Source organism: Rhizobium sp. L9 (assembly GCF_002531885.1).
GTDB lineage: Bacteria > Pseudomonadota > Alphaproteobacteria > Rhizobiales > Rhizobiaceae > Rhizobium.
Map to the genome: position 1 here is coordinate 27,970 of NZ_NWSZ01000040.1, position 14,367 is coordinate 42,336.

The 14,367-nt window shown below is 61.0% G+C and carries 10 protein-coding genes; 8 read left to right on the forward strand and 2 right to left on the reverse strand.

What is annotated here, in order from left to right:
- Positions 1-5: 5 nt before the first annotated feature.
- Positions 6-863 carry a carbon-nitrogen hydrolase family protein gene (locus CO660_RS29825; protein ID WP_097601638.1) on the forward strand — a complete coding sequence of 286 codons (858 nt, stop codon included), beginning with the start codon at positions 6-8 and terminating at the stop codon, positions 861-863.
- The gene (locus tag CO660_RS29830) at positions 860-1,288 is read left to right on the forward strand and encodes a DUF1178 family protein (protein ID WP_097601639.1); all 429 of its coding nucleotides are present in this window, start codon (positions 860-862) and stop codon (positions 1,286-1,288) included. The genes CO660_RS29825 and CO660_RS29830 overlap by 4 nt, the downstream gene beginning before the upstream one ends.
- A 60-nt stretch (positions 1,289-1,348) precedes the next feature.
- Here CO660_RS29830 and ubiG read toward each other — a convergent pair whose 3' ends face one another.
- Positions 1,349-2,095, reverse strand: a complete 747-nt coding sequence (ubiG, locus tag CO660_RS29835) for a bifunctional 2-polyprenyl-6-hydroxyphenol methylase/3-demethylubiquinol 3-O-methyltransferase UbiG (protein ID WP_097601640.1) — start codon at positions 2,093-2,095, stop codon at positions 1,349-1,351.
- Positions 2,096-2,389: 294 nt separating this feature from the next.
- Here ubiG and CO660_RS29840 point away from each other — a divergent pair, with 294 nt between their 5' ends.
- The 6 genes from CO660_RS29840 (at position 2,390) to clpB (ending at position 11,912) form a co-directional block, all read left to right on the forward strand.
- Entirely contained in the window at positions 2,390-3,664 is a 1,275-nt protein-coding gene (locus CO660_RS29840; RefSeq protein WP_011426959.1) for an aspartate kinase, read from the forward strand.
- An 89-nt stretch (positions 3,665-3,753) separates the two neighbouring features.
- On the forward strand, positions 3,754-6,021 hold the full coding sequence (ptsP, locus tag CO660_RS29845) for a phosphoenolpyruvate--protein phosphotransferase (protein WP_097601641.1): 2,268 nt from the start codon (positions 3,754-3,756) through the stop codon (positions 6,019-6,021).
- 28 nt (positions 6,022-6,049) lie between these two features.
- Positions 6,050-7,129, forward strand: coding sequence for a peptide chain release factor 1 (gene prfA, locus CO660_RS29850; RefSeq protein ID WP_097601642.1), 1,080 nt, complete (start codon positions 6,050-6,052; stop codon positions 7,127-7,129).
- Positions 7,126-7,986 carry a peptide chain release factor N(5)-glutamine methyltransferase gene (prmC, locus tag CO660_RS29855; protein WP_085779599.1) on the forward strand — a complete coding sequence of 287 codons (861 nt, stop codon included), beginning with the start codon at positions 7,126-7,128 and terminating at the stop codon, positions 7,984-7,986. Before prfA ends, prmC begins: the two co-directional genes overlap by 4 nt.
- Positions 7,987-8,329: 343 nt before the next feature.
- Entirely contained in the window at positions 8,330-9,058 is a 729-nt protein-coding gene (locus CO660_RS29860) for a DUF4167 domain-containing protein (RefSeq protein ID WP_097601643.1), read from the forward strand.
- Between the two features lie 253 nt (positions 9,059-9,311).
- Entirely contained in the window at positions 9,312-11,912 is a 2,601-nt protein-coding gene (gene clpB / locus CO660_RS29865; protein WP_097601644.1) for an ATP-dependent chaperone ClpB, read from the forward strand.
- Positions 11,913-11,967: 55 nt separating this feature from the next.
- Here clpB and CO660_RS29870 read toward each other — a convergent pair whose 3' ends face one another.
- A complete protein-coding gene (locus CO660_RS29870; protein ID WP_097601645.1) occupies positions 11,968-13,908 on the reverse strand; it encodes a M23 family metallopeptidase in 1,941 nt (646 codons plus the stop codon).
- Positions 13,909-14,367 lie beyond the last annotated feature (459 nt).

Consider the following 14,367-nt stretch of genomic DNA (forward strand, 5'->3'; position numbering starts at 1 on the left):
AACCGATGAGCTTCAAGGCCGCCGCCGTCCAGATGTGCTCCGGGGTCGATCCGGAAAAGAACGCCGCAGCGATGGCGCGGCTGGTGCGCGAGGCTGCCGCTCAAGGCGCGACCTATGTGCAGACGCCCGAAATGACCGGAATGTTGCAGCGTGATCGGGCGGCGGCACGCGCCGTGCTTGCCGACGAGACGCGCGATATCATCGTCAAGACCGGTTCGGCGCTTGCAGCGGAACTTGGCATCTACATGCATGTCGGATCGACGCCGATCGCGCTTGCCGACGGCAAGATTGCAAACCGCGGGTTCTTGTTCGGTCCCGATGGGCGGATTCTCAATCGTTATGACAAGATCCACATGTTCGACGTCGATCTCGACAATGGCGAAAGCTGGCGCGAAAGTGCGGCCTATACGGCCGGCTCGGAAGCGCGCGTCCTGTCGCTGCCCTTCGCAGAAATGGGCTTCGCCATTTGCTATGACGTTCGATTTCCGGCGCTCTTCCGTGCGCAGGCGATCGCCGGTGCCGAGGTAATGACGGTTCCCGCAGCGTTCACCAGGCAGACCGGTGAGGCGCATTGGGAAATCCTGCTGAGGGCACGCGCGATCGAGAACGGCGTCTTTGTCATCGCTGCTGCGCAAGCCGGCCGCCACGAGGACGGACGCGAGACTTTTGGCAATTCGATGATTATCGATCCTTGGGGAACGGTATTGGTGTCCGCCGGCGCGACCGGCGAGGCGATCATCCTCGCCGAGATCGATCCCTGCGCGGTCAAGGCCGCCCGTGACAAGATCCCGAACCTGAGGAATGGCCGGGAATTCTCGGTCGAGAAGATCGCGGGGGCAGTCGCAGGAGGCGTCGCCGCTTGATCCGCTATTCCCTTACCTGTGACAGTGCCCATGAGTTCGAAGGCTGGTTTTCGGAAAGCGCCGATTTCGACCGCCAAGTCGCCAGCGGCTTCCTGACCTGCCCGGTCTGCCATTCCGCCGCCGTCTCCAAGCTCCTGATGGCGCCTTCGGTGTCGACCGCGCGCAAGAAGGACGAGCGGCAGACGCTGGCGATGGACGCCATGCGCCGCGAGGCCCTGGAAAAGCTGAAAGAGGCGGTCGCGGCCGTCAAGGCCAATTCCGAGGATGTCGGTGCGAAGTTCCCTGAGGAAGCCCGCAAGATCCACTATGGCGAGGCGGATGCCCGCGGCATCATCGGCCAGGCGACGGTCGACGAGGCCCAGGCGCTCGTCGAAGAGGGCATTGAGATCGCCGCCATTCCAGTGCTGCCGGAGGACGTAAACTAAGATGCAGTCAGTGCACCCTTCTTGGCGCGAGCATCCGCCGAAGTGTAGCCGGCTTATTGATTATGCCGGCCGCTTCGCCAGCAACATATAGTTCACATCCATATCTCGGGACAGATTCCACTGGTTCGACAGCGGGTTGAAGAAGACGCCGGTGCGGTCGGTGATCTCGAGACCGCTTGCCGCGAGCGGCTTTTCCAATTCTTCGGGGCGCACCAGCTTTTCATATTGATGCGTCCCGCGCGGCAGCCAGCGCAAGATGTTCTCGGCGGCGAAGATGGCAAGGGCCGCCGCCTTCATTGTGCGGTTGATAGTGGCGACGAAGATCAGGCCGCCGGGGCGGACCATTTTCGCGCAGGTCGTCATGAAGAGTTCGACGTCGGCGACGTGTTCGACCACTTCCATGTTCAAGACGATATCGAAGGTCTCGCCGGCATCTGCAAGCTCCTCGGCAGTGACGGCGCGATAGTCCACCGGGACGCCGGACGCCTTGGCGTGGGTCGAAGCAATGCCGATATTCTTCTCGGAAGGATCGGCGCCGACGACGGAGGCGCCCATGCGCGCGACTGGCTCAGACAGGAGGCCGCCGCCGCAGCCGATATCGAGCACGCGCAGACCTTCGAGCGGCCGGGCGTTTTTCGGATCACGGCCGAAATTCTCGCAGGCCTTGTCTCTTATATAGGCGAGGCGAACGGGATTGAACTTGTGCAGTGGCTTGAACTTGCCGGTCGGGCTCCACCATTCCGCCGCCATCGCCGAGAAGCGGTCCACTTCGCCCTGGTCGATCGTGCTTCTGGCGGTTTCCGTCATGGTGTTCTCCATCGTTCATGTCATGTGAAGTCGGACGATCGGGGGCATAAGTCAAGGGGCGGCGCATAAGGGAGGGGCGAGCGTGCAAATGGCCGGCAATTGCTTTTATCGTGTACGCTTGCCTCCCCCCGCCAAACTCGCTAAGAGACGCCGCAACTTGGGGCCTTCAGGGGCCTGGGCTTTAGAGCGGTTCCAGAAATGGAAGCCCGGCTCTTTCGCCAAGCGGTTCGCCCCAGAGCTTTCGTGATGCCGGGTCGGGTTTCCGCTGTCCGGCGCCAGTCGTGGTAGAGGCATATGGCACGCATCGTAATGAAATTCGGCGGCACGTCCGTCGCTGACCTGGACCGCATCAAGAACGTTGCCCGCCACGTGAAACGCGAAGTCGATGCCGGCCACGAGGTCGCGGTGGTGGTCTCGGCCATGTCCGGCAAGACCAATGAGTTGGTCGGCTGGGTGCAGGGTACGCCGAAGGTGATCGGCGCCAATTCGCCATTTTACGATGCGCGGGAATATGATGCCGTCGTCGCCTCCGGCGAGCAGGTGACCTCGGGGCTGTTGGCGATTGCATTGCAGGCCATGGATATCAATGCGCGGTCCTGGCAGGGATGGCAGATTCCGATCCGCACGGACAATGCGCATGGCGCTGCCCGGATTCTGGAAATCGACGGCTCCGACATCATCAAACGCATGGGCGAGGGACAGGTCGCCGTCATCGCCGGCTTCCAGGGGCTGGGACCCGACAACCGCATCGCCACTCTGGGACGCGGCGGATCGGACACGTCGGCCGTCGCCATTGCCGCGGCTGTCAAAGCGGATCGCTGCGATATCTATACCGATGTGGACGGGGTCTATACGACCGATCCGCGTATCGTGCCGCAGGCGCGCAGGCTGAAGAAGATCGCCTTCGAGGAAATGCTCGAAATGGCCTCGCTCGGCGCCAAGGTGCTGCAGGTGCGCTCGGTCGAGCTTGCCATGGTGCACAAGGTGCGTACCTTTGTGCGATCGTCTTTCGAAGATCCCGATGCTCCGGGCATGGGCGATCTGTTGAACCCGCCCGGAACGCTGATTTGTGACGAGGATGAAATCGTGGAACAGGAAGTAGTCACCGGCATCGCCTATGCCAAGGATGAGGCTCAGATCTCGCTTCGCCGTCTTGCTGACCGGCCGGGCGTCTCCGCCGCGATCTTCGGGCCGCTTGCCGAATCCCATATCAATGTCGACATGATCGTCCAGAATATCTCCGAGGACGGATCGAAGACCGACATGACCTTCACCGTGCCGTCAGGCGACGTCGAGAAGGCGATCAAGGTGCTCGGCGACCATAAGGAGAAGATCGGTTACGATGTCGTGCAGAACGAATCGGGGCTGGTGAAAGTCTCGGTCATCGGAATCGGCATGCGCAGCCATGCGGGTGTTGCTGCCACCGCGTTTCGTGCACTTGCCGAAAAAGGCATCAACATCAAGGCGATCACCACCTCCGAGATCAAGATTTCCATCCTGATCGACGGTCCCTATGCAGAACTCGCTGTCAGAACTTTGCATTCCTGCTACGGTCTGGATAAGAATTGATTCCCAGTGGGCGGCCTGCCCCTTCAGGTTGAGTAGACGAGGGCCGGCCTGCCGGGACTGAGTGCGTTGTTTCGGGAGCTTGAGACGCCATGAGAGACCTTTCCGGCGGTCCGCGCGTGCTGCTCAGGCGGCTGCGCGAGTTGATGGCAGAGCCGCTGGAGCCGCAGGATCGTCTTGACCGGATCGTCCGCCAGATTGCCAGCAACATGGTGGCGGAAGTCTGCTCCGTCTACGTGCTGCGCGCCGACGGCGTGCTCGAACTCTACGCGACCGAAGGCCTCAACCGAGAGGCGGTGCACCTGGCGCAGCTGAAGATGGGACAGGGCCTGGTCGGCACGATTGCGGCCTCGGCGCAGCCGCTGAACCTTTCCGACGCGCAGTCGCATCCGGCCTTCCGTTACCTGCCGGAGACGGGCGAAGAAATCTACCATTCCTTCCTCGGTGTGCCGATCCTCAGGACCGGGCGCTCGCTTGGCGTTCTCGTCGTGCAGAACAAGGCGAGCCGCAACTATCGCGACGAGGAAGTGGAAGCGCTCGAAACGACGGCGATGGTGCTTGCCGAGATGATCGCCACCGGCGAGCTCAAGAAGATCACCAAGCCCGGCCTCGAACTCGATCTGACACGCTCGGTGACGATCGACGGCGACACCTATAATGACGGCATCGGCCTCGGCTATGTCGTCTTGCACGAGCCGCGCATCGTCGTCACCAACCTGCTGAACGAGGATACGGAGAAGGAGATCCGGCGGCTGGCGGAGGCCATGGGGTCGCTGAGGATCTCGATTGACGACATGCTGTCGCGCCGTGACGTGTCGATGGAGGGCGAGCATCGCGAGGTGCTCGAAACCTATCGGATGTTCGCGCATGACCAGGGCTGGGTGCGCAAGCTCGAGGAGGCGATCCGCAACGGCCTGACGGCCGAAGCGGCGGTCGAAAAGGTGCAGAGCGACACCAAGGCGCGGATGATGCGGTTGACCGACCCTTATCTGCGCGAACGCATGCATGATTTCGAGGATCTGGCGAACCGATTGCTCAGGCAGTTGACGGGTTATACCGGGCGCACGACCGCCGAAGGTTTTCCCAATGACGCGATTATCCTGGCGCGGGCCATGGGGGCGGCCGAGCTGCTCGATTATCCCCGCGCCAATGTGCGCGGACTGGTGCTGGAAGAAGGGGCGGTGACAAGCCATGTGGTGATCGTCGCCCGCGCCATGGGCATTCCCGTCATCGGCCAGGCGGCGGGCGTTGTGGCGCTCGCCGAGAATGGCGATGCCGTGATCATCGACGCCGACGAAGGGCATGTGCATCTTCGCCCGATGGCCGATCACCGGCGCTCCTACGAAGAAAAGGTGCGCTTCCGCGCGAGGCGGCAGGAGCAGTTCCGGGCGCTGCGTGCCATCGAGCCGGTCACCAAGGACGGCCAGCGGATTTCGCTGATGATGAATGCCGGCCTGCTGGTCGACCTGCCGCAGCTTTCGGAATCGGGTGCGGAGGGTATCGGTCTCTTCCGCACCGAGCTGCAGTTCATGATCGCTTCGACCATGCCGAAGGCGGAAGAGCAGGAGCAGTTCTACCGTAATGTGATCAAACAGGCGGCAGGCCGCGTGGTCACCTTCCGCACGCTCGATATCGGCGGCGACAAGGTGGTGCCTTATTTCCGAGGCCATGAGGAAGAAAATCCCGCGCTCGGCTGGCGCGCGATCCGGCTGTCGCTCGACCGGCCGGGATTGTTGCGCACCCAGCTGCGCGCCCTGCTGAAGGCATCGGCCGGCACCGAGCTGAAGCTGATGGTGCCGATGGTGACCGAGGTTTCCGAGTTGAAGACGGTGCGCGAGCTCCTGCAGAAGGAAGTGCAGCATCTATCGCGCTTCGGGCATGGGCTGCCGCGCAAGCTGCAATTCGGAGCGATGCTGGAGGTACCCGCGCTGCTCTGGCAGCTTGACGAACTGATGGAGGCGGTCGATTTCGTCTCGGTCGGTTCCAACGACCTCTTCCAGTTTTCTATGGCGGTCGATCGCGGCAATGCGCGGGTGTCGGATCGCTTCGACCCACTCGGCAAGCCTTTCCTGCGGATCCTCCGGGATATCGTGCGTGGGGCGGATCGGAACAAGACGCCCGTGACGCTTTGCGGGGAGCTTGCCGGCAAGCCACTTTCGGCAATGGCGCTGCTTGGCGTCGGCTTTCGCTCGATCTCGATGTCGCCGGCCTCGATTGGTCCGGTAAAGGCAATGCTGCTCGGGCTTGATGTCGGGGCATTGGCGAAGGTGATGGACGAAGTGCTGGACGATCATCGTAGCACGGTGCCGATGCGCGAGGTGCTTGCCCGCTTCGCCGAGAGCCACAATATTCCCCTTTAGAGAAATATAAGAAGAATCGGAGTGCAGGGTGGCGAAGCTTCCCGTTGAAAAGATGCGCGAGCTGGAACGCCGTTTCGGCGAGATCGAAGCGCGCATGTCGGCCGGTCCAGCCGCCGATGTTTATGTGAAGCTTGCATCCGAATATTCCGAGCTGCAGCCTGTCGTGACGAAGATCCGCGCCTATGAAAAGGCTGTCGCCGAGCTTGCCGATCTCGAAACGCTGCTCGAGGACAAATCGGTCGATCGTGAGATGCGAGACCTCGCCGAACTCGAACTGCCCGAGGTGAAGGAGCGGATCGAGGCGCTGGAGCAGGAGATGCAAATTCTGCTTCTGCCGAAAGATGCGGCCGACGAGAAAAGCGCAATCCTCGAAATCCGCGCCGGCACCGGCGGCTCGGAAGCAGCACTTTTCGCCGGTGATCTCTTTCGCATGTACGAGCGTTTCGCCTCCGAGAAGGGCTGGAAAGTCGAAGTGCTCTCGGCAAGCGAGGGCGAAGCCGGCGGCTATAAGGAAATCATTGCGACGATCACCGGAAGGGGCGTCTTCGCTAAGCTGAAATTCGAATCTGGCGTGCACCGCGTGCAGCGCGTGCCGGAGACTGAGGCGGGCGGGCGCATTCACACGTCGGCCGCAACGGTGGCGGTGCTGCCGGAGGCCGAGGAGATCGACATCGAGATTCGGCCGGAGGACATCCGCATCGACACCATGCGCTCTTCGGGAGCCGGCGGCCAGCACGTCAATACCACGGACTCGGCAGTGCGCATCACCCACCTGCCGACCGGCATCGTCGTCACCAGCTCGGAAAAATCGCAGCATCAGAACCGCGCCAAGGCGATGCAGGTGCTGCGCTCCAGGCTTTACGACGCCGAGCGGCAGCGCGCCGACAGCGAGCGCTCGGCCGATCGCAAGAGCCAGGTCGGTTCCGGTGATCGTTCCGAACGCATTCGTACCTACAATTTCCCTCAGGGGCGCGTCACGGACCATCGCATCAATCTGACGCTTTACAAGCTCGACCGGATGATGGAAGGAGAGATCGAGGAGGTCGTCGATGCGCTGATGGCCGACTACCAGGCAAGCCAGCTGGCGCAGCTCGGCGAACAGCAGTGAGCGCTACGGTCGCCGATACGCTTGCCGAAGCGCGCCGTCGTTTCACAGAGGCGGGCATTGTCGATCCGGCGACCGATGCGCGGCTGCTTGTCGCAGGTCTTTTGAAACTGTCGTCGACGGAGCTGTTGACGCGGTCGGCCGAGAGGCTTTCACCTGAGCAGATTGATGTGATTTTCAAGGCGGTGGAACGCCGGCTCGGCCATGAGCCGGTGCATCGTATTCTGGGCGAGCGGGAATTTTATGGCCTGCCGCTTGGCTTGTCGGCGGAAACTCTGGAGCCGCGTCCGGATACGGAAATCCTGGTCGATACGGTGCTTCCTTATCTGAAGGACCTTGCAATGGCGCAACGCCATCTCCATATTCTTGATATCGGAACCGGGACTGGGGCGATATGTCTTGCGCTTTTGAGCGAATGTCCCGAGGCGTCAGGTATCGGCAGCGACATATCGTCGGATGCACTTCGGACGGCAAAGTCAAACGCAGAAAGAAACGGGTTGCAGGATCGCTTTCAGGCCGTGCAGTCGAGATGGTTCGAGAACATCCAGGGCTCGTTTCACGCGATTGTCTCAAATCCGCCCTATATTGCCTCCAATGTCATTCACGATCTCGCTCCTGAAGTGACGAAATTTGATCCGGTTGCAGCGCTGGATGGCGGCCCGGATGGGCTTGACGCTTACAAAGCCATAGCCAAGGATGCGGCAAGGTTCATGAGGCCCGAAGGGGTCGTGGGACTGGAAATCGGCTACGATCAGCGAAACGATGTGACGGCGATCTTCGAAGCGGAAGGCTTCAGGTGCCTCAAATCCGTGAAAGATTATGGTCAGAACGACAGGGCGCTCGTTTTCGCGCTCGCGTAAAAGGCGATAATTGCGGCATTGGGCGGGACATTATTGCTATTGCGAAGAAAAGGCTTGGATTTCCCAGGGAAGCAATATAGGTTGCGGACACGTGTTGGGCAGATAGGAATGAACGAGATTCGTTCGGTACTTGGTTTGCCTCGGGGGTCCGCTCTTTTAAACGAGAGTTTCAACGGTTGAACACGACCCAACGCGTGAATCAGTCAAACTGACTTGAGAACCAAGCGGCAGGTCGGCGCAAAGGCGCAGTATGCTCGCGGCACAAAGGTCCTGACCCGGTTTTCCGGTCATGGCGGTTGGTGCCATGTATCCATCACAAACAGAGAATTCAGGTGAACGATCTATGAGGCCAGGACAGCAAAACAAGCGCGGTCGAGGGCGTGGTAACAACAATAACAATGGCGGCGGCGGAAATAACAATAACAACAATTTCAACCGCAAGGGCGGCAACCCGCTGACCCGGACCTATGACAGCTCCGGCCCCGATGTGAAGATTCGCGGTACTGCACAGCATATCGCCGAGAAATATGCGCAGCTTGCCCGTGATGCCCAGAGCTCCGGCGACCGTGTGATAGCCGAGAATTATCTTCAGCACGCCGAACATTACAATCGGATCATCGCCAGCGCTCAGGCGCAGATGCAGGAGCGGTTCCAGCGCGACGATCGCAGTGACTACAATGACCGCGACGCGACGGATCGCGACAGCGACGACATCGATGTCAGCGACAATGACGGCGACGATGTCGTCGTCGTCCAGCCGCCGCAGAGCAGACAGCATCAGCCGCAGGCGCAGACAAAGCCGGCGCCGGCACCAGCTGCGGCGCCTGCCCCGGCACCCCAGCCCGAAATCATCGACGGAACCGGCCCACAGCCGGAGATCGAAGGCATTCCCGCCGAGGTCGCCATGGACGAGGAAGGCTCTGCCGGCCAGTCACGCGAACGCCAGCCCCGTCGTCGTAGCCCCGGCAATCGTCCCCGTCGCCCGCGTCGCGGCGCAGACGGCGATGCAGCCCCCGAAGGCGAGGGTGCTTCCGCCGAGGCACCGGTTCTGGCGGACGCCGCATCGGAATAAGGGATCTGGCCGTTCCTTTCGGGGAGAGCCGGGTACTTATGCCATCTGTTCGAATTTCCTTGAAAATCCCCGGACTTCGTACCGGGGATTTTCGTCTTATGGGCTCTTTAAACTCCCGGAACAGCGTACCATATTCTCTTCGACTGCTTCGCCCAAATCCCAGACGGGCCAAGCGCGACCTGCCTTTTAAGGGGGTCGATCTCAATCATCGGTCTGCGCCTCGTAAGGGCAGGGCGATCAATGGAGGTAGAATATGAATATCGAGAAATATTCCGAGCGGGTGCGCGGTTTCATCCAGTCGGCCCAGACCTATGCGCTGGCGCAGGGGCATCAGCAATTTTCACCCGAACACGTGCTCAAAGTTCTGCTCGACGACGATGAGGGCATGGCGGCGTCGCTGATCGAGCGTGCTGGCGGCGATGTCAAGGCTGCTCGCCTCGCCAATGACGCGGCTCTTGCCAAGTTGCCGAAGATATCAGGCGGCAACGGCAACATCTACTTAGCGCAGCCGCTCGCCAAGGTGCTTTCGACCGCGGAAGAGGCGGCCAAGAAAGCCGGTGACAGTTTCGTCACGGTCGAACGTCTGCTGCAGGCGCTGGCGATCGAATCCTCGGCTTCGACCTATTCGACGCTGAAGAATGCAGGGGTGACGGCCCAAGGCCTCAACCAAGTCATCAACGATATCCGCAAGGGCCGGACGGCGGACTCGGCCAGTGCCGAGCAGGGCTTCGATTCGCTCAAGAAGTTCGCGCGCGACCTCACTGGCGAAGCCCGCGAGGGCAAGCTCGATCCGGTGATCGGCCGTGACGATGAGATCCGCCGCACCATCCAGGTCCTGTCGCGCCGCACCAAGAACAATCCGGTGCTGATCGGCGAGCCGGGCGTCGGAAAGACCGCGATCGTCGAAGGTCTGGCTCTGCGCATCGTCAACGGTGACGTGCCGGAATCGCTCAAGGACAAGAAGCTGATGGCGCTCGACATGGGCGCGCTGATTGCCGGCGCGAAATACCGCGGCGAATTCGAAGAGCGGCTGAAGGCCGTGCTCAATGAAGTGCAGGCGGAAAACGGCGAGATCATCCTGTTCATCGACGAAATGCACACGCTGGTCGGTGCCGGCAAAGCGGACGGGGCGATGGATGCCTCGAACCTTCTGAAGCCCGCCCTTGCCCGCGGCGAGCTGCATTGCGTCGGCGCGACAACGCTCGACGAGTATCGCAAACATGTCGAGAAGGATCCGGCGCTTGCGCGCCGCTTCCAGCCCGTCGTCGTCGACGAACCGACGGTCGAAGACACGATCTCGATTCTGCGCGGACTCAAGGAGAAATACGAGCAACATCACAAGGTGCGCATCGCCGATGCGGCGCTGGTCGCCGCCGCGACGCTGTCCCACCGCTATATCACGGATCGCTTTTTGCCCGACAAGGCGATCGATCTGATGGATGAGGCAGCGGCGCGACTGCGCATGCAGGTGGATTCTAAGCCGGAAGAACTCGATGAACTCGACCGCCGGATCATTCAGATGAAGATCGAGCGCGAGGCGCTGAAGAAGGAAACCGACGTTGCTTCCGCCGACCGGCTGAAGCGGCTTGAGACCGAACTCACCGCGCTTGAAGAGGAGGCCGATGCGCTTACGGCCCGCTGGCAGGCGGAAAAGCAGAAGCTCGGCCTTGCCGCCGATCTCAAGAAGCAGCTCGACGATGCCCGCAACGAACTGGCGATCGCCCAGCGCAAGGGCGAGTTCCAGCGCGCCGGCGAACTGACCTACGGCGTCATTCCGGATCTCGAAAAGCAACTGGTCGAAGCCGAGAAGCAGGACGGCGAGCGCGGCGCGATGGTGCAGGAGGTCGTCAGCCCCGACAATATCGCCCATGTCGTTTCCCGCTGGACCGGCATCCCGGTCGACAAGATGCTGGAAGGCGAACGTGACAAGCTGCTTCGGATGGAAGACGAGCTGGCAAAATCGGTGATCGGCCAGGGCGATGCGGTTCAGGCCGTGTCGCGCGCCGTCCGCCGCGCCCGCGCCGGCCTGCAAGATCCGAACCGGCCTATCGGCTCGTTCATCTTCCTCGGCCCGACCGGCGTCGGCAAGACGGAGCTCACCAAGGCGCTCGCCCGCTTCCTCTTCGATGACGAAACGGCGATGGTGCGCATGGACATGTCGGAATACATGGAGAAACACTCCGTCGCCCGACTGATCGGTGCACCTCCCGGCTACGTCGGCTATGACGAAGGCGGAGCGCTGACGGAAGCCGTACGCCGACGGCCGTATCAGGTCGTGCTGTTCGACGAGATCGAGAAGGCACATCCCGACGTCTTCAACATCCTGCTGCAGGTGCTTGACGACGGACGGCTGACAGACGGCCAGGGCCGGACAGTCGATTTCCGCAATACGATGATCATCATGACCTCGAACCTCGGAGCCGAATATCTGACGCAGCTCCGGGACGGCGACGATAGCGATACGGTTCGCGAGCAGGTGATGGATGTCGTGCGTGGGCATTTCCGGCCGGAATTCCTGAACCGCATCGATGAGATCATTCTCTTCCACCGCCTGAAACGCGAGGAGATGGGTGCGATCGTCGACATTCAGCTGAAGCGGCTGGTGGCATTGCTGTCCGAACGCAAGATCGTCATCGACCTTGATGAGGACGCTCGTCACTGGCTGGCGAACAAGGGTTACGATCCGATTTACGGCGCAAGGCCGCTGAAGCGGGTTATCCAGAAGTTCGTGCAGGACCCGTTGGCCGAGCAGATCCTGTCGGGCCAGGTGCCGGACGGATCGACTGTCAAGGTGACGAACGGCTCGGACCGGCTGCAGTTCAGCACGCGGCAGACGGTCAGCGCTGCGGCTTAATTTAGTTTGCTTCGGAATGAGAAATGGCGGCTTCGGCCGCCATTTCGTTTAGAGATTACTTGCTCGCCACCTGATCCGGCGTCGGGTTGTTCAGCAGCGTATCGATACGCTTTCGCTCGTCTTCGAATTTCGCCAGCGCCTCGCCCTGCAGCGACTTCCCGCCCGGAAGGCGGATGCGCAACGGATCGACCTTGGTGCCGTTGACGATCAGCTCGTAATGCAGGTGCGGGCCGGTTGATTCACCCGTGGTGCCGACCCAGCCGATCACCTGGCCCTGACGTATTTTCGCGCCGGGAACGACGCCTTTGGCGATGGCGCTCTGGTGATTGTAGGAGGATTCGTAGCCATTGGCATGGCGGATGATCGTCTGATTGCCGTATCCGCCGGAATCCCAACCGGCTTTTTCGACTGTGCCATTGCCGGCGGCGATGATCGCGGTGCCACGTGGCGCGGCCCAATCGACGCCTGTATGCATTCGGGCGAAACCGAGGATCGGGTGGCGGCGCATGCCGAAGCCCGATTTGAAAATGCCGTTCGGAACCGGGTTGCGCAACAGGAACTGGCGAATGCTCTTGCCGTTCTCGTCGAAGTAATCGACCGTCCCGTCATCGGGATCCTGGAAGCGATAGATGCGCGTTTGCGTATCGCCAAAACGAGCATTGACGTAGAGCAGTTCGGAATCCTCGGTCGCCTGGCCGCTGCTGTCGGCGACGGAGAAGAAAGCCTCCAGCTTATCGGTCGGTCTCAGCTGCGCCTGGAAATCGACGTTGCTTGCGAGCAACTTGATGATCAGCGCGGTCATATCCTTGGTCATGCCGTAGGAAAGGGCGGCACGATAGATTCCGTCATAGACGCGCGGCAGGTTCTGTCCAGGCGGCGGAGCGAATGTATTGTCATCGAAGGCCGTGGCGATCGCATCCAGCATCGGCGGCTCGCTGCCCGGCACATACTTGCCCTTGTCGTCCAGGGCCACGGTGACCAGATGGCGGGTGCCGCGGTAGACGCTGGCGCGGATGATCTTTGCCTGTTCGCCCTTCTGGATAATGCCGATGCGCAGCACGTCGCCCTTTTCGAGATCGCTGGCGCCGAGTTGCTGCGAGATATAATTGGCAATGCCATCGGCATATTGCTGTGGATAGCCTGAATCCGTAAGCGCCTTGGCGATCGATGTATCCGCGCGAACCGGAAGGATGTCGTCGGCGAATTCTTCGGTCTGCGGCGTGATCGATTCCGGCGCAGAGACCGTCATGTTCTGCTCGAGCACGCGGGCGGACAGGCCCGCGGTCAAATCGACATCGGTTTCCTCGTTGGAGAAACGACGCGGATCGACGTAATAGAGGGCCGCAAGCTGCGTATTGCCGTCGGTGAGCACGGAGCCGTTGGAGCGGACGTTTTCCTCGACCTCCTCAAGCGACAGGCCGGAGGCCATTTTCATACTGGTCTTAGCGGTCGGGAAGGGAACGGTTTTCAGACTGACTTCGGATTCAACGTCGGAGCCATAGAGTGCGCCGGTGCGGCTCTGCGGGGCGGGCTGCGGTTCATCGGCGGAAAATATCGCCAGGGGATCGAAATCGGGGTAGTCCTCGGTCGCAACATGGTTGGCGGCCAGCGTCATCTTCACATGCGCGAAGGGCTGGCGGCGCACGACCTCCTTCTCGCCGTCGTGGACAACGGTCGATACTTCCATGATCGCCCGGTCCGAAGGTTTTGCGGCGATGGCGGGCGCGATCAGCCGACCGCCACGGACGACGCTCGTGTCCACATGCCCCTCTGCGACGGCACTCGCATAGGCCTCGGCAGGAATCGCAAGCTGCTGGCGGCCATCAAGCGCGGCAAAAAGGGCGACGCCCATCAGGACAGAGGAGGTGATGCCGGTGAGGAACGTGCCCGAGAGCCAGCGCAGGGACACTTCTCGCTTGTCAGGCGCACGCCTGCCGTCAGCCAGAAGCGGAGGCTCGTTGCCCAACGAGCGGATCATCATTTTCTCCGTCATCATGGCAGTCGGATCCGCGTCCTTACATTTGACGTCGCTGGAAGCATGTCTCGGCCATCCTGGCTGGGGCGAAAGATGTGCATATTTTGGGCACCGAAGTCAAATCGTGCACTGGAAAGGCAGCCTATCTGCATTTTGCCTGTGTGAATCATGTGTCCGTAAAGACCAGTAGATTGTGATCATGTCGGGGCGCGAGAGACGAAACGGCGCTCTTTCCACGAAAAGTCGACGAATGTTCACTTCTCCGGCTCGGTGGAGACAGCTCAGAATCCGCGAAATGATCGCACTGACAGGCTCCAAAGAAACTTCTTCTGAAAAAACAATGACTTGAAAGAAAAATGATTTTTTTCGAAAAGGGCTGTTGACTTAGAAAAGGGGGTGGGATTATAAGCCCACTCACTGAACGAGGGCGGCGGCGCTGCTGGCGACGAAGTCTCTCGTTCTAAAGAAACTCAAGCGGAT